The sequence below is a fragment of the Candidatus Methanoprimaticola sp. MG2 genome (assembly GCF_047501175.1).
In the GTDB taxonomy this organism is placed as follows: domain Archaea; phylum Thermoplasmatota; class Thermoplasmata; order Methanomassiliicoccales; family Methanomethylophilaceae; genus Methanoprimaticola.
Map to the genome: position 1 here is coordinate 56348 of NZ_JBEQWH010000006.1, position 16560 is coordinate 72907.

12 protein-coding genes are annotated in these 16560 nt (G+C 60.2%); 8 read left to right on the forward strand and 4 right to left on the reverse strand.

Going from position 1 to position 16560, the window contains the following annotated elements:
- The first annotated feature begins 1 nt into the window (after window position 1).
- Complete coding sequence (locus V5D86_RS05860; protein ID WP_414595755.1) at window positions 2-430, forward strand: NusA-like transcription termination signal-binding factor; 429 nt, start codon at window positions 2-4, stop codon at window positions 428-430.
- A 40-nt stretch (window positions 431-470) separates the two neighbouring features.
- Here the strand turns inward: V5D86_RS05860 and V5D86_RS05865 are convergent, their stop codons facing one another.
- Complete coding sequence (locus tag V5D86_RS05865; protein WP_414595756.1) at window positions 471-1529, reverse strand: radical SAM protein; 1059 nt, start codon at window positions 1527-1529, stop codon at window positions 471-473.
- Between the two features lie 53 nt (window positions 1530-1582).
- On the opposite strand from V5D86_RS05865, the gene pyrF reads away from it, so the two are divergent.
- The 3 genes from pyrF to V5D86_RS05880 all read left to right on the forward strand — a co-directional run bounded on the left by pyrF (window position 1583) and on the right by V5D86_RS05880 (window position 8823).
- Window positions 1583-2227 (forward strand): orotidine-5'-phosphate decarboxylase, encoded by a 645-nt coding sequence (gene pyrF, locus V5D86_RS05870; RefSeq protein ID WP_414595757.1) that lies wholly within the window; start codon window positions 1583-1585, stop codon window positions 2225-2227.
- Between the two features lie 150 nt (window positions 2228-2377).
- Window positions 2378-7999 carry a hypothetical protein gene (locus tag V5D86_RS05875; protein WP_414595758.1) on the forward strand — a complete coding sequence of 1874 codons (5622 nt, stop codon included), beginning with the start codon at window positions 2378-2380 and terminating at the stop codon, window positions 7997-7999.
- Window positions 7996-8823, forward strand: a complete 828-nt coding sequence (locus V5D86_RS05880; protein WP_414595759.1) for a hypothetical protein — start codon at window positions 7996-7998, stop codon at window positions 8821-8823. Before V5D86_RS05875 ends, V5D86_RS05880 begins: the two co-directional genes overlap by 4 nt.
- Window positions 8824-9162: 339 nt before the next feature.
- Here V5D86_RS05880 and V5D86_RS05885 read toward each other — a convergent pair whose 3' ends face one another.
- The 3 genes from V5D86_RS05885 to hypB are packed head-to-tail and all read right to left on the reverse strand — an operon-like array spanning window position 9163 to window position 11920.
- On the reverse strand, window positions 9163-9939 hold the full coding sequence (locus V5D86_RS05885; RefSeq protein ID WP_414595760.1) for a tRNA pseudouridine(38-40) synthase TruA: 777 nt from the start codon (window positions 9937-9939) through the stop codon (window positions 9163-9165).
- Window positions 9936-11258 carry a phosphoribosylamine--glycine ligase gene (gene purD, locus V5D86_RS05890; protein ID WP_414595761.1) on the reverse strand — a complete coding sequence of 441 codons (1323 nt, stop codon included), beginning with the start codon at window positions 11256-11258 and terminating at the stop codon, window positions 9936-9938. Before purD ends, V5D86_RS05885 begins: the two co-directional genes overlap by 4 nt.
- 11 nt (window positions 11259-11269) lie before the next feature.
- Entirely contained in the window at window positions 11270-11920 is a 651-nt protein-coding gene (gene hypB, locus V5D86_RS05895) for a hydrogenase nickel incorporation protein HypB (RefSeq protein ID WP_414595762.1), read from the reverse strand.
- A gap of 414 nt (window positions 11921-12334) precedes the next feature.
- On the opposite strand from hypB, the gene V5D86_RS05900 reads away from it, so the two are divergent.
- From V5D86_RS05900 to gatE, 4 genes are all read left to right on the forward strand, one after another.
- Window positions 12335-12892 carry a hypothetical protein gene (locus tag V5D86_RS05900; protein WP_414595763.1) on the forward strand — a complete coding sequence of 186 codons (558 nt, stop codon included), beginning with the start codon at window positions 12335-12337 and terminating at the stop codon, window positions 12890-12892.
- Complete coding sequence (locus V5D86_RS05905; RefSeq protein WP_414595764.1) at window positions 12877-13275, forward strand: hypothetical protein; 399 nt, start codon at window positions 12877-12879, stop codon at window positions 13273-13275. The genes V5D86_RS05900 and V5D86_RS05905 overlap by 16 nt, the downstream gene beginning before the upstream one ends.
- Before the next feature lie 86 nt (window positions 13276-13361).
- The gene (gene gatD, locus V5D86_RS05910; protein ID WP_414595765.1) at window positions 13362-14657 is read left to right on the forward strand and encodes a Glu-tRNA(Gln) amidotransferase subunit GatD; all 1296 of its coding nucleotides are present in this window, start codon (window positions 13362-13364) and stop codon (window positions 14655-14657) included.
- Window positions 14650-16518, forward strand: coding sequence for a Glu-tRNA(Gln) amidotransferase subunit GatE (gatE, locus tag V5D86_RS05915; RefSeq protein ID WP_414595766.1), 1869 nt, complete (start codon window positions 14650-14652; stop codon window positions 16516-16518). Before gatD ends, gatE begins: the two co-directional genes overlap by 8 nt.
- The last annotated feature ends 42 nt before the right edge of the window (window positions 16519-16560 follow it).

A 16560-nucleotide genomic window follows, 5' to 3' on the forward strand; every position in this document is an offset into this window, starting at 1 on the left:
CATGCCAGCCGACATCGTGCTAACAGAGGACACGCTGAGGTACATATCCCTCTTCGAGACCGTCACCAAGACGAGTGCCATCGACTGCATGGACACCGAGGACAAGCTCGTGTTCATCGTGGAGAAGGGGAAGGCCAACATCGCTGTCGGGAAGAAGGGCGAGCACGTCATCAAGCTCAAGGAGCTGACGGGAAAGAACATCCAGGTCGTCGAGTATTCCGAGGACCAGGAGCAGTTCGTCATGAACGTGTTCCACATCTACGGCCCCCAGAAGGTCGTCATCGAGCAGCGCGGGAACATCACCCATGCCACGGTCACCGTGGATCCCAAGCTCAAGGGACGCGCGATCGGCAAGGCAGGGAAGAACCTCCGCCTGGCCAGAGACATCGTGAACAGGCATCACGACATCCAGAGCCTAAGTGTGGAGTGATCCGGCGGCTTCCGCCGGAAAACTCTCGAGAAACCGTTTATCACGGCCCCTCTCGGTTGAGAGGGGTCCTTTCCACTTCCAGATTGTCCGCCGTCGGGTACTGTTCCGACAGCCAGGCCTTCCTTCCCAGCCTGGGGGCTATCCTCTCGAGGACCCAGGGTGCGACCTCCACGTTCTTCCCGGATGCGTCGTAGAGCTTCTCCGGCACGTCCAGTCCCCTCAGGATGTCCACGACCTCCGATGCCTCCCCAGCCACGAACCCGCGGACGACGGTGCCGTCCTCCGTGACCTGCTGGTACGGGGCGGAGGTGTTCAGGGCCCTGCGTATGAGGCGTCTCCTGAGCTGCACCCCGTCCTTGAAGGACGATGAGCAGAAGTGGATGTCGATCCCCTTGACCTTCTTCATGACCTTCAGCGCGGTCTCCTCGGACCCCGCCACGGCGGACGATGTCTCGTCCTTCACGGCGTAGCCGTGGACGTCCATCATGTCCCAGTTGCTCTCCGAGAACTCCAGCTCGTTTAGGTTCACGAAGCTCACGCCGACCGATCTGGCATATTCGATCATGGCGATCAGGTCGTCCTCCCTGCCGGGCAGTGCAGGCACCTCTATGCCGACCCTCATCCCCGTCCCGTCCACGGTCTCGGACAGCCTGGTCTCGGGCATCCTCGACCACATGGAGTCCATGGGATGGAAGCGTATCTCGTCCAGACCTGCCTCCTCCAGTGCCCTCGTCTTCTCAGGGTCCATGGTGGCGGTGTACAGATGGATGTGATGGTCCTCGCCGAACCTGTCCTTGAGGAGACGTATGAAATGGATGGTCCTGTCCATGTCGACCAGGGGATCCCCGCCGGTTATGCCGGTGCCTCTGGCGTCCATGGCCTCGGCCTCCGCTATGACCTCCTCGTCCGTGTGGACCCTCCCCTCATTGGCGTACATCACGTCCAGTCCCTTCTTCTCCAGGGACACGGGGCAATAGTCGCATCCCCATCCGCACTTCCCTGTGACCAGGAGGACCATCTTCGACCCTTCGATGCAACGGGTGCAACCCTCGGAGACCTTTCCGCAGCGTGCGGATCCGCACTCCATCTTTCTGAGCATAGTCCTGCGAGGGTTCGATTAGTTAATATTGGTAGTGGGTCGTGAGGGTCATCATGAGAAAGGAGAGCAGGTTGGTCCTGGCGCTCGACGAGACGAACGGCGAGAAGGCGCTGGCTATTGCAAATTCCGTGTCCGGCGTCGTCGATGCCATCAAGATCAACTGGCCTCTTGTCCTCTCCGAGGGACCTCAGATGATAACCCGTCTCGCGGAGCTATCCGACGTCATCTGCGACTTCAAGGTAGCGGACATACCGAACACGGTGCGCCTCATCATCGAGAACTCGGTCTCCAGAGGGGCGTCCGCGGTCATAGTCCATGCCTTCACAGGGGACGATTCCCTGAGGGCGGCCGTCGAGGCGGCGGACGGTGCGGAGATATACGCCGTCACCGAGATGAGCCATCCGGGTGCCGTGATGTTCACGGCCAAGCACGCGGAGGAGATGGCAAGGCTCGGGGTGGAGTGCGGCGTGGACGGGTTCATAGCCCCCGCGACCAGGCCCGACCGCATACGTGCCATCCGCGCGATCGCCGGGGACAGGAAGATCCTCTCCCCGGGGGTCGGCGCGCAGGGCGGGAAGGCGTCCGACGCCATATCCGCCGGTGCGGACTATGCCATAGTCGGCAGGGCGATCTACGGTTCCGACGACCCCAGGAGATCCGCCGAGGCCTTCGCGGAGGACATAAGAACGGTCATCTGAGGCCGTCGGGGCATCCTGATCGTCCGTTTTAATACGCGTGCGCGCGTGTGCGTACCTGCGCATCTTACGTAGAACAAAGAACAGCAGTGGACTCTTTTTATACAAGTTCTCGTATGAACGCACATTCTAAAGAGACGGAGACTTATTAGAATGCGCAAGTTCAGAAAAGAGTCTACCGCTCCCGAAACGATGGGAGCCGACCGCGATAGCGGCAACGGGTGGCTTAGCGGCCGCCGGTGTGCACTCGTGCTGGGTGCGATTGTAGTCGTAGCGTTCCTGCTACGCTTCGTTTTCGCATACGGCGTTTCTGCTGATGGGAATTTCGCCCTATCCGGTGGATCGAGTGCACAGTATCACCTGCATGTGATTGAAAGCATCCTCAACGGAAGCTGGTCCCTCACGGACGCTGCCGTCAACTATCCCATCGGAGGCTCCCTCTACATCCCGCCCCTCATGGACTTCCTCGCCGCAGGCGTCGCGTCCATCTTCCAGGGCAGCATGGGAACCACCGAGGCCGCATCGTTCGCACTCGGAGTGCTGAACCCCATCTTCGGGGCCCTGGCATGCATCCCGGTGTTCCTGATCGGCAGAGAGATGTTCGACAAGACGATTGGTGTGGTTGCAGCCCTGGTGTTCGCATTCATGGCTCTGCCTATCAGCACGGCGGTCTTCTCCAGCGGAAACGAGTACGCCCTCGCAGCGTTCCTTCTCGCATTCATGGCGTACTTCGCCGTGAAGATGGTCAAGTCCCTCGATTCCGAGAACTCCTCTAAGAAGGGCGTCCTGATCAACGGTGCCCTCGCAGGGGTGTTCCTGGCGCTGAGCGCCCTTACCTGGAACGGTTTCCGCATAGCGGTCGTTCTCCTCGCTGTCGCGATGGTCCTTCAGGCAGTAGCTGCCCGCATGGGAGGAAAGGACGTCATGGGAGCAACCATCGGCTACGCAGTTGCTATCCTGGTCGGGACCCTCGTTCCCGCCGCATACTACCTGCCTGCCGGTCTGATGGACGCGGTTTACTCCGGACCCCTTCTCATCGCCATCGTCTCCGTCGTGTTCGTGTTCGTCTTCGCGGCGCTCAAGGCCAAGCCTTGGATCGTCACGATCCCCTCGCTCGTCGTTGCCTTCATAGTCCTCTGCGTGGCCCTCATGTTCGCCGCACCGGACCTGTTCAACGACTTCATCTTCGGAAACTCGGTCTACACCAACTCCATCATGGCCGAGCTCGCCAGCAACCGTGTCTCGATGTCCAACGTCGCCGCCTACTACGGATGGCTCACCATGTGGCTGCCCATCTGCCTGGCGATCTACGAGACCTATGTGTACCTCAGGAAGGACCACAGCTCCAGCCGCCTGTTCATGGTCGTCTGGCTGTATGTCATGTTCTTCGCAGTCTGGACCAGCTACGCCAATGCGGCGGTCGTCGGCAGCGTCTTCGCAGTCGGATCCGCAGCGGTCATCGTCAAGGTCCTGAAGTCCGCGGACCTCAGGGAGTGGGTGGCCACCATGAAGGCGGCCGGGTTCCCCGGATGCCTCAGGAAGCTCATCAAGCCCCTGCCCTTCGTGTCCGTGCTCGTCGTCGCACTCCTCGTCGTCGTGCCCAACGTCAGCTTCGCTGTCGATGCGGGTCAGCCTACCAACACCGAAGGAGACCACTACTTCACCGGGAACACGAGCTTCACCATCAAGACCGGGGAATCCTACCCTCTCGAGGGAATCTGGGAGAGCTACGCCGACGAGCCCAAGGACGGGGCACTCGTCACCTGGATCGACACCGCGTACGACGCCGTCGCCCAGGGCAACTTCAGCACCGTCACGGACGGTATCGGCGGAGGCTCGTCCGCCGCCGCGCAGGTCTATCTCGCCGATGGTTCCGTCGGAGCGATCGCCGCGATGATGCTCCGCATCATGATGGCCAACCCCGATGCGGACTACTCCTCGGCATTCGGGGACCACACCGACGTGTACAGCGCCATCAAGGCGTTCATCGACAACCCCCAGTCCGCAGTGGACGAGATCACCGCCAACCCCAGCGTCTACGGGAACGTCAGGACCGACATCACCGATGAGAACGCCGTGTACCTCGCAGGGATCAACGAGCTCGCATCCTCCATGAACCAGAAGGACCTCATGGACGCGTATGACGGGGTCTGTGACGCCAGCGGGGAGAAGATCGGATACATCCTCGTCGACGGTTCCATGCTCCCCCTCCAGTACAACGGAGGCGACAGCTTCTCGACCATCGCCTACTTCGCCGACTACAAGGTCGACAGGTACGGTGCTGCCACCGAGTTCTACTCCTACAACACCTACTACGGCTCCACGGTCTACACCGAGGCCATCTACGATACCCTCCTCTGGAGGGCCCTCATCGGACCTTCCGCGTCCGAGGCAGGGTTCACCAACTCCTACAGCTACCTGGTCGCCCTTTCCGTCAGCGACGGGAAGGAGGGATCCGCCAAGGCGATTCCCGGATACGGTCTCGCCGGATTCGATGTGAAGAACTGGAAGGTCATGTACAACGCCGACAACGACGCCACTGTCAGCAGCGACGGATGGGAGTACATGCCCGGACAGGATGCGATGAAGAAGCAGGCCGAGGAAGGAGGGGTCATCAACTACCTCAGCGGACTCGCGATGCTCGAGTACACCGGGTCCACCGAGTCCTCGACCATCTACTCCGGAGAGGTCGTCTCCTCGTCCGGAACCGGCATCTCCGGTGCCACCGTCTCCGTCTACCAGTACAGCGAGACATTCGGAAAGGAGGTCGTCTACTCCGAGACCAAGACGTTCGACGGTAAGTACGATGCCCTCGTCCCCGCAGGAAGCTACAGGATCGAGGTCAAGATCGGGAACATCGTGATGCAGTCCTTCAGCTCCGCGAACCCCATGTCCACGGTCACCGTCCAGGACTCCGAGGTCACCGGGGCCGTCGTCGTCAACGGCGAGGTCTACAGCGGGGAGAACATGCTCCTGACGCTCGAGAGCGATGCGACCTCCGAGAAGGTCCAGATCACGGACGGGTCCATCCTCATCAAGGGACTCCTGCCCGGATCCTACAGCTACGTCCTCTACGGCGAGTCCGGTTCCTCTCTCGGCACCGGGACCATCGAGGTCTACCCCGGTGCGTCCGTCGGTCTGGAGGTCGTCCCCAAGACATACACCATCACCGCCACGGTCGAGGACATCTTCGAGAACGTCCTCAACATCGATGGCCTGACCGACATCCCCGTCGTGTACGCGACCAACGAGAAGACCGGATTCCAGTTCAGCGCCGAGGTCGGAGAGGACGGGAAGGCGGTCATCACCGTCGTTCCCGGCAAGTACACCATGTCCATCGGGAACGGGTTCGTCTCGATCAACTCCACCGTCCAGAACGCGTCCAGCGGAAACAGGACGGTCACGCTGAAGGCATACGAGTCCACCACCGTGCATGTCGACAATGCACCCGACACGGTCCTGACGGTATCCGCGGGAACGTTCAGCACGGTGTCCCACTCCGATTCCGACGGGAACGTCTACTTCGACATCCCCAAGGGACTCGCCACGGACAACGTCGCATACTCCGTGTTCGGCATCGCCGACGGAAGGACATACAGCGCCGTGTACGACGGCAGCGGATCCGTCACCCTGACATCCGGAAACCTCTCCGAGGTCACCGGGGAGCTCAAGGACGGAGACGACGCGGCCTCGGGAATCGTCACACTTTACGACAGCAACGGGTTCCAGACCACGGTCAGCACCGACAAGGACGGGAAGTTCACAGTGCTCGTTCCCGCAGGAAGCTACACCATGTACGCTCACAACGAGAGCGACAAGGTCGTCCTCATGGACGTGTCCGCCAACGGGAACACCGACGTCGGGTCCGTCTCCATGGTCGATGGAAGGAAGGTCACCGCCAACCTGAAGTACGACCCTGCCACGAGCGACAGCAACCAGAACCTCCCGTACGCGCTCGCACTGATCATGTTCGAGTACGAGGGCAGGGACTACACGCTCACCTCCATGACCAACACCGGAGGCGCCGCGATCTTCTACATCCCGGACGACCTGGAGGCCACGACGTCGTTCAACAACGCCGAGGGAACCCTCGACAACGGCATCTTCACCTGCACAGACATGACCAAGGAAGTCACCAAGGGAACGTCCCAGACGTCCACCACCGTGACCATCCAGTACTACGGCTACGAGGAGGACCAGAAGTACTACGTCAACACGGTCCCCATAACCGCTGGATGCGACATGGAGCTCGAGTTCTACGAGAGCGACGACGGCGAGAAGATCACCGTCAAGGAGGGTGAGACCATCGAGCTCTGCCCTGGTCAGTATGAAGTAAAGATCGACGGAGAATCTGGGTTCTACTTCGACGGAACGGCGTACCTTTACCCCGGATCCACCGAGTTCGTCGGACTGGATGCGGTCGAGGTCATCTCCATGGCAATCGAGAAGAACGAGGCTGACAAGATCTCCATAAGTACCGAGGACGGCGAGTACCACGCGTTCAGTGGCGGATATTACTTCGCGGTCGGATATGTCTACAACATCACCTCTACCGGGACCACCGGTACCGGTGATGATGTTAAGGACACCATCAAGTACGCGACTCTCGACCTGACCGGAGACTACAGCGGAGTGGGCGACTCCATCGACATGAGGGCCACCGCCGCGGAGATGAAGGTCACCGGATACGTCGGAATCGTGGCGGACGGAACCATCACCGTCAAGTACGGAGACGTCGAGCGCGAGTTCAGCGTGGCGGACGGGGCATACACCCTTGTCCTGCCGTCCGATGTCGGTTCCGTCGATGTCACGGTCTCCGTCAGCAAGACGATAGACTCCGAGGAACAGTGGTACTCTGCAGACGGAACGTTCACCGGAATGAAGGACGGAAGCATCAGGAACATACCCGTCGTCAACTCCGACAAGCCCGAGGGCGAGGAGGAAGAGGACGAGGATGCGCCCGAGTTCGATGTAACCATTGACAGTGCGATGTTCAGCGAAGGGGATGCGATCGTCGACTTCACCATCGAGAACCTCTCCGATGTCGACAGGACCTACTTCGTCACCGCCGGTTCCGCATGGGCTCTCGACAGTGCGTACAGCTTCACCGTCCCTGCAGGACAGAAGCTCGCCTGCCAGGTCTGGGGAACTTATGACGAGTCCCGCGTCGCACCCGGTCTCGACGACGTCACCCTGATAGTCAAGGACATCAACGGAACGTCGACCATCACGGAGGAGATCACGGAGAACTCCGCAAGTTCCTCCAGCGACAAGGGAATGGACATCATCACATCCGAGGACGATAAGGAGCTCGGAGACAGGGTCTCCGCATCCCAGTACATGTTCGCCGTGAAGTTCGTCAACAAGGACGTCAGCTCCAAGGACGTCACGTTCAGCTTCACCGTCCCCCAGGGATGGTATGCGACCATCTGCGACGAGAGCGGAAAGATCGTGGGAGCTGTCGATGATGTCTACACCATCTACGGGCTCCAGACCGTGACCTACTACATCGCACTGATGCAGCAGTCCTCCGAGGCGGATGCCGAGAAGGTCGATGTGCCCACCGTGAACGTGAAGGTCGACGGCAAGGACCTCGAGCTCGAACCTACCGAGGTCAATGTTGAGAATACCGACTCCACAGTCAGCGGAGGAGGTGCGCTCAACGAGAGGTCCGGAGTTCCATCCGGAATCTGGATCCTCGTATGCTTCGTGATCCTCATGCTGATCGCCACATTCTGGCTTGCCAGTAAGAGGGGGGTGTTTGCACGCAAGTGAATACTAAGCTCATGGCGGCATTCGCTGTGATGGCGATGCTGGCGATATGCATCATGCCCATGTCGGATGTGGACGCTGTCTACACCGACGTGGACGGGGAGACCGTCGTCGGAACCGACAAGGATGCGGACTACGACATAATCTACACCAACCACGACTACGACGACAGGGAGAACCTCTCCATGTCCGTGGAGTACTCCGCAAAGCTCGTGGATTCCAGGGGCGAGACCGTCAGCAACGGCGTCAGTCCCAGCTCCGGAAGTCTCGACAACGGGATCGCGAAGACCCTGACCGTATCGGCCCCCAAGGATGTCGGCACCTACAGGCTCGTAGTCTCCTATGAGCCCACGGTGACCTACACCGACGAGGACGGGGAGACCGTCGAGGTCCCCGAAGAGGACCTTCAGAGGGAGGAGTCCATCAGCATAAAGGTCGTCGCTCCGATCACCATGAAGATCACCCTGAAGAACGACTCTAACACCGATCTCAGCGGGTTCGGGGTCTACTTCTTCGTGAACGGCGAGAAGATCGAGGACAGCTACAAGACCGTCGACCTCGCAAAGGACGGGACAGCCACCATCAGCTACGAGTACATCGCGGACCTCGGAAACGGCGAGTACAGGTACCACGTGGAGCCTGCCGACTCCGGACAGCTGATCAAGATCGAGGGACTCGAGACCGAGCACATCTTCTACATCGGGGACAACAGCTACTCGATGTGGACCGCTCTGCTGGTCATCGTCATCGTGCTCCTCGCACTGATCATGCTCTGGGTCTACAGGAAGCCCGTGAAGAACTACGGAAAGCCCAAGTCCAGGCGCTGAAACGTCATAGGGGGGCCATCCCCCCCCCCTCAAACCTCTTGGAAACACCTTGACTTTCTTCTTCATTTTCCGACCTACGTCCAATCATTCTTAATAGTCATAGCCAGATGACCCTGCCGAACAAAGCAGAAGGGCCTCCGGGCCCGGCGAGCGTGTTCTGTGAAACCCCTCCGGGGATCACATGACGTTGGGGTTCTCCGGCCCTGGCGTCAAGCTGGACCATCTGGTCCGGTGAAGTCAGGCGACTCTCCGGTCGTTTGTCTTCAACCCCTGTAAGTGGTGATCGGTCTCAGGTTCAAACCTCATCCAACCGGTCGTCGGGCTGCAGGGGCCCCGGACTTACAAATTTCTGTAAAATCTATCGGTCAGTGCGGCTTCGTACAGACCGTTCGCACGTCTGATCCTGAGGGCCGGGTCTGTGGACGGGATGAACTCCAGGCCGTCGTATCTGACCTCTGTCAGTGTCAGACCCTCCGCCGGGGCTATCCCGAAGTTCGACCATCCCCCTGAGACGGCCTCCTCGACCTTGGACATCGGCATCCTGCCGGATGCGACGCGGATGACCGTCGCCGTTATCCGTCTCACCATGTTCCATAGGAAGTGGTCCGCTTGAAGTGTCAGGACGATTGTCTCCCCATGCTCTTCGGCATCGGCCCTGACGAGGTCTATCACCGTGTCCTTGCCTTCGGCCTTACAGAATCCCGCGAAGTCCCTGCGCCCTCTGAAAAGGGACAGGCATTCATTCGCCAGGCCCAGGTCCATGCCGTCCGATCTCAGGACGTACTCGTAGGTGCGCATGTCCGCATGCCTGGGAAAGAAATCATCACCAACGGGCGCGTATGCGGTGCATAGGACGCCGCCGTAGATGGAGTTGAGTGCTTTCAGAAGTTGGACGGGGTCCGCCCCGTCCGATTCGAAGGAGGCGACATTGCCTGTGGCGTTCACGCCCTTATCGGTGCGGCTCGCCATCCTCAGACATATGTCGTCCGGTTCCATCTCCAGGACCCTGCAGAGGGAGGAGAGCAGGGTCCCCTCCACGGTGCGCAGCCCGGGCTGTATCTGCGACCCGGAGAATCCATCGCCTCTATAGGCGATCCTCACTGCAAGGTCGGTCATGCGTTGCGGAGGGCGCTCATATGGTCGACCCTGCGCTGGACCAGCTCGCGGGTACCGATGTCATGGCGGACGAAGATCGCATCGCACTTGACATGCTTCAACGCGGCCTCACAGTTCCTCTCGGCCTCTTCGATGCTCGGCCCCTCTCCCACGACCCCGATCGACCTGGACGTCCCGGTGACGAGCTTCCCGTCCTTCATGTCGACGTTGGCGTAGTACGCAATGGCACCGCATCCGCGGATGGCCTCCTCGTCGACCGAGATCTCATGTCCGGACTCCGATTTCACGCCGTATCCCTTTGGCACCACATATTTGCACACGGTCGCTGCCTTGGCGAACTCCACACCGTCGCCAAGGGTCCCGGTGGCCATCCTCATGCAGATGTCCTCGAAGTTGGACCTCAGGACCGTGAGGACGTTCATTGCCTCTGGGTCACCGAACCTGGCGTTTATCTCGATGATCTTGGGACCGTTCACGGTGAGCATGAACTGGCCGTACATCACCCCGCGATAGGGGCATCCTTCCTCGGCCAGTGCATCTACGATGGACTGGACGATCCTCAGGGCATCCTCCCTGTCTCCTTCGGTGACGAAGGGCAGGAGGTGGTCCGCATCGGTATAGGAGCCCATACCGCCGGTGTTGGGTCCGACATCGCCGTCATAGGCTCTCTTGTGGTCCTGGACAAGGGGCATGGGGATGATATTCCGTCCATCGACGAACACCATCTGGGTGAACTCCTCTCCGACGGCCTTCTCCTCGATTATGACTCCGGCCCCGCCGATGTTCCCGTCGAAGATCTCATGGACATACTCCATGGTTTCCTCGAAGGAGTGGAGATGCTCTCCCTGGACCTTGACGCCCTTCCCTCCGGTCAGTCCTACCGGTTTGACCACTATCTCGTGGTCCAGTGTCCTCAGGTAGGCCTCTGTGTCGTCCGCGTTGTCGAAGGATGCGAACGACAGGTTCCCGTCTATGCCGTGATCCCTGACCAGCTGTCTCATGAACTGCTTGGAGGTCTCTATCCTGGCGGCATCCTTGGTAGGCGATGCGCATTTGATGCCCTCCTTCTCGAGGGCATCGACGATGCCCACCTCCAAGGGGGCCTCCGGTCCGACGAATGCGAGCTCCACGCCGTTCTCCTTCGCGAACGCGACCACCCTGTTGACATCCTTCTCGTCGCACAGCAGGTGTTTCTTCGATCTCGCTATGATGCCGGGATTGGCGTTCTTCATAACACAGTAGAGCTCGGATCCGGAGCGGTAGAGAGCCTCGACTGCGGCATGCTCCCTCCCACCTCCTCCAACGGCCAGGACCTTCATGATTGTGCACCTCAGAGCTTCAGGGCGGCAATGATCTCATCGAGCCCCTCGTCCTTCTTGACGCTGCACTTATAGATGTTCTTTACCCCGCCCGTGAGCTTGTTGTAGTCCTTGGCGATGACCTCGGGATCGACGTCCACGGCGCTCGCGATGTCGACCTTGTTGAGGACCGCGATGTCGGAGTGTATGAAGATGTCGTGGTGCTTCCTGACCATGTCGTCACCCTCGGTGACGGAGACGACGACCACTCTGAGGTCGGTCCCGAGGGGGAAGTCCGCCGGACAGACGAGGTTCCCGACATTCTCGATGAATATGACGTCGTAGTCCTCGAGCTTGATGTTGGCGAGCGTCTTCTTGATGAGGTTGGCATCGAGATGGCATTCGTGACCGGTGTTGCAGTTCACGGACTCGAGGCCGGATCTCTCGAACCTGGAATAGTCGTCGTCCCCGGTGACGTCCCCGGCGATGGCACAGACGCGGACCCCCTTGGCGCGGAGCTTCTCGGCCAGCTTGATGATCATTGCGGTCTTCCCAGCCCCTATGGATCCCATGAAGTCTATGGATTTGATGCCGTTCTGTTTCAAAAGGCGATAGTTCTCGTGGGCTATCTTGTTGTTCTCTTTCAGAACGTCGATCTCGGTTCCGGGCTGGACTATATGCATGGGTAGGTGTATGTACGCATACTAATAATACTATTCGTGCTACTTGAGTCGATCATCCCGGGAAAGGTTCTCCATGTGGTGGTCGAAGCATCCGGTACGTTGGATGATTCGTCGCATCATGGATGATATGTTGTCGATATCGAATAAACTATTTACTGTCATAGATTTTGACAGAGCCTCGGATTGTCGATTTCGTGCGTGAATCATATGTTGTTTGAGCTAATGCACGGGAAGTTGCTCGTTGCTTTGGTGGATTTGAGCGAATCAGACGGCACGTTCTACTCTTTGAGAGCAGTACATGATACGAGCCATATGCCGATGGGAACGGTTGTGGAAGGGACAGTTCGTGCGGACCGTCTTTCAAAATGGTGGTCGGGGAGATCAATTCCAGCGACTCGCTCAGGATTGCGCGAGGTGTTGGAACGTCTGGACATCGTCCGCACGGAGGCGCTCCTGATGAGATCGTACGGTCTCAGCCTGTCGGATCAGTACTGGATACGCCCTGCGGGATCCGGATTGGATTGGGCAGACGTGAACTTCTTCGACAACGGCTTCTCCGACGACATGGGGGATCTGCTGTTCGGGAAGGAGGTATGGCAAGGTTTATTGGACCTGACCTCTCCGGACAATGCATCGGATGGTCTGCTCATGAAGCGCTGGAAGATCATCGGAGGGAAGCGTTATCTGATGAAGTCGGGGACGATGCCTTTCATGCAGGAGCCATTCAACGAGGTGATGGCCTCCATCATCGCCGATTCCCTCGGGATGCCGCACATCGACTACGGGATCGTCGAGCATGAGGGGGCGGTCTGCAGCATATGTGAGGATTTCATAACGCGGACACGGAGCTCGTGTCCGCGCACGCGGTCATGCGTTCCGAGGTCCATGAGCCAGGCATATCCCTGTACGATCACTATGTCACATGCTGCGGCCGTCACGGCCTGGACGTGGTCCCGATGCTCGACAGGATGATGGTTCTGGACTATCTGATAGCCAACGGGGACCGTCACACAAACAATTTCGGGGTGATCCGTGACGTGGGGACGTTGGAGTGGATGGGGCCCGCGCCGATCTACGATAGCGGGTCCAGCCTGGGATACAACCAGGACACGGCCGACCTCGGCGGCGTCACGTTCGTCGGATGCAAGCCGTTCTCCGACATATGGAGCGTCCAGATGGGGTATGTGCGCGACACGGACTGGATCGATTTCACGGCGCTGGACGATGCGATAGACAGATGCGGTGAGCTGCTCTCGTCCGTGGGAAGGTACAGGGACAGAGGCCGCGATGCCGCGATAGAGGGGATGTTCAGGTCCAGGGCATCCGATCTGAGGGAGTGGGTCCGCACACGCTGATGCCGTGTTCCCGAAGGCCGCCTGGTGCCGTGTCCTCCGGACGTTTATAACAACCGTCATAAACGACGCCCGTATACTTCGGTCCAATGTATTCAGAATCGCTTTCGAACCTCCTGACCTCGCTGGGTGCGACCGAGGGCACGAAGCTGAAGGTCACCAAGGACGGGAGGGCCTTCGAGGGCACGTTGATGCCCCATCACGAGTTCAGTGCCCCGGACGTGCTGATCCTCAAGGTCAAGAGCGGATACAACGTCGGTGTGAAGGTCACCGGATCCGCTGAGGTGACCGTCGTCGAGAGGCCCGTGGAGAGGACCAAGAAGGATGTGCCCATCGAGTTCAAGAAGGGCCTTCCCAAGATCGTCCTGATCGGGACGGGCGGGACGATCGCCTCCTATGTGGACTACAGGACCGGTGCGGTCCACCCCGCACTGTCCACCTCTGACATGGTCAACGCCGTCCCGGAGATACGCGATATCGCGAACATAGACGCCCGCGTACTGTTCTCGATATTCTCCGAGAACATGGACCCCGCCCATTGGCAGGAGCTCGCCAAGGCCGTCGCGGAGGAGATAAACGATGGTGCGGACGCCATCATAATCCCACACGGGACGGACACCATGGGGTACACCGCTGCGGCCCTCGCGTTCATGCTCGGGGACGTTCCCAAGCCCGTGATCCTCGTGGGCGCCCAGCGTTCCTCTGACCGTCCCTCCTCGGACGCTTCGAGCAACCTCATGGCATGCGTCCGCTTCGCCACAGGGGCCGACCGCTCCGGGGTCTTCGTGGTCATGCACGACACTCCCGGCGACGACTCCTTCGCCGTTCATATAGGGCCCAGGGTCCGCAAGATGCACACCTCCCGCAGGGACGCGTTCCACTCCATCAACGCGCTTCCCGCAGCCCATCTGGACAAGGACGGGAGGATGGACGTCCGCATCGATGGGCCGAGGGTCCGCGACGGGAAGGCGGTCGCCAACATCGCCATGGAGGGCTCCGTGGTGCTGCTTCAGTACTATCCCGGGATGGACCCTAAGCTCTTCGAGCCCGTGTTCATGGGGTCCAAGGGTATCGTGATCTCCGGGTCCGGGCTCGGTCATGTCTGCGAGGGGATGATCCCGCTCATAGAGAGGGCGACGTCCAACGGGTCCGTCGTCGTCCTGACGAGCCAGTGCCTCAACGGGAGGACGAACCTCAACGTCTACAACACGGGGAGGGACATGCTGAAGGCAGGTGCCATAACGGTCCTGGACATGCTTCCGGAGACCGCCTATGTCAAACTGATGTGGGCCCTGGCCAATTCCGATTCAGTGGAGCAGGCCAAGGAGATCATGCAGACGCCCCTCGCGGGCGAGATGTCCGACAGGAGGGTCATCGATGAGTGATGAATACGAGATGATGTGCGGTATCGAGATCCATCAGCAGCTCGATACCAGGAAGCTCTTCTGCGATTGCGAGAGCCATCTGTGCGAGGACGGGGAGGGTGCGTACTTCAGGAAGCTCAGGCCGACGACCAGCGAGATGGGAGAGGTGGACCGTGCCGCGCTGGCGCAGTTCCAGAGGCACATGGGGTACCGCTACCAGTCCTGCGAGGGGACGTCCTGTCTGGTCGAACTGGACGAGGAGCCACCGCACAGCGTCAACGCCGATGCGATGCAGGTCGCCCTGACATTCTCGGAGATGCTCGGATCCAACATAATCGATGAGATCCACTTCATGAGGAAGATCGTGGTCGACGGGTCCAACACCTCCGGGTTCCAGAGGACCGCGCTCGTTGCCACCGATGGGCACATCGATGTCGGGGACAGGAAGATCTCGGTGCTGTCCGTGTGCCTCGAGGAGGATGCGGCCAGGAAGATCGAGACCAAGGGGGACGAGATCCTGTACAGGCTGGACCGTCTGGGGATCCCGCTCATCGAGATCGCCACCGGCCCGGACATGAGGACCCCTGAGGAGGTTCAGGAGGTCGCGTACCGCATAGGCACGCTGCTCAGGGCCACCCGCAGGGTCAAGAGGGGCATCGGTACCATCCGTCAGGACCTTAACATATCCATCCCCGGCGGGGCACGCATAGAGCTCAAGGGAGTGGGGGAGCTCAGGCTGATCCCCGACTACGTGAGGAACGAGGTCAACAGGCAGAGGATGCTCATCAGGGTCAAGCAGATCCTGACCGACAGGGGTACGGCGGCCGTGGAGTTCGCCCCCGAGGATGTCACGGACATCTTCGAGACCAGCGAGTCCAAGGTCATCCAGGGGGCGCTCTCGTCGAAGGGACGCGTCCTGGCAGTCCGTCTTCCCGGGTTCGCGGGCGTCATGAACGGCGATGACGGCAAGCTCCGTCTCGGGTCCGAGATGGCCCAGAGGGCGAGGACCCGCGGTGTCAAGGGTATATTCCACTCGGACGAGCTCCCCAACTACGGCATCGAGCAGCCCTACGTCGATGCGCTGAGGGAACGTCTGGGCATGACGGGCGGGTTCGACGCGTTCGTCATCTGCGCGGCACCCGAGAAGAAGGCCAGGGACGCATTGGACGTGGCGGTCGCCAGGGCGAACGAGGCCCTCGTCGGGGTGCCCGAGGAGACCCGCGACCCGCTTCCGGACGGCACGACGAAGTACTCCAGACCCCTGCCCGGAGCGGCCAGGATGTATCCAGAGACGGATGTCCCCCCGACCACGATCACCGAGGCCAGGATGGACGCCATCCGTGCCAACATGCCGGAGTTCCCGGAGCAGATAGAGGCCCGTCTCGTCAAGGACTACTCACTGAACCCCCAGCAGTCCAGGCAGATCGTCAGGAAGGGTCAGGACGAGCTCTTCGAGATGCTCGCCGCCGACGGGATGGCATCCATCGCGGCGACCACCATCCTGAACACGTTCAGCGAGCTGGAGCATGACGGCACGGACCCCGGGGCGATCCCCGAGGATTCGCTCATCGAGGCGTTCGGCATGCTGAGGGAGGGACGCTTCGCGAAGGAGGCGCTGCCCGCCCTGCTCAAGGAGATGTGCTCCGGGACCGCTCCCGACAAGGCGATCGACAAGCTGGGGCTCGGGGCCGTGGATTCCAGCGAGGCCGAGACCATCATAGACGGGATCGTCAACGAGCGTGCCGATTTCGTGAGGTCGAAGGGGATGGGGGCCATCGGGCCCCTGATGGGTCCCGTCATGGGCGCCCTTCGCGGAAAGATCGACGGGAAGCAGGCCAACGACCTTCTCTCCAAGTCCATCGGAAAGCTGCTCGGTCAGTGATCCGGAAACCATTTCCCGGCCCTCGGGCCGGTTATGCACAAT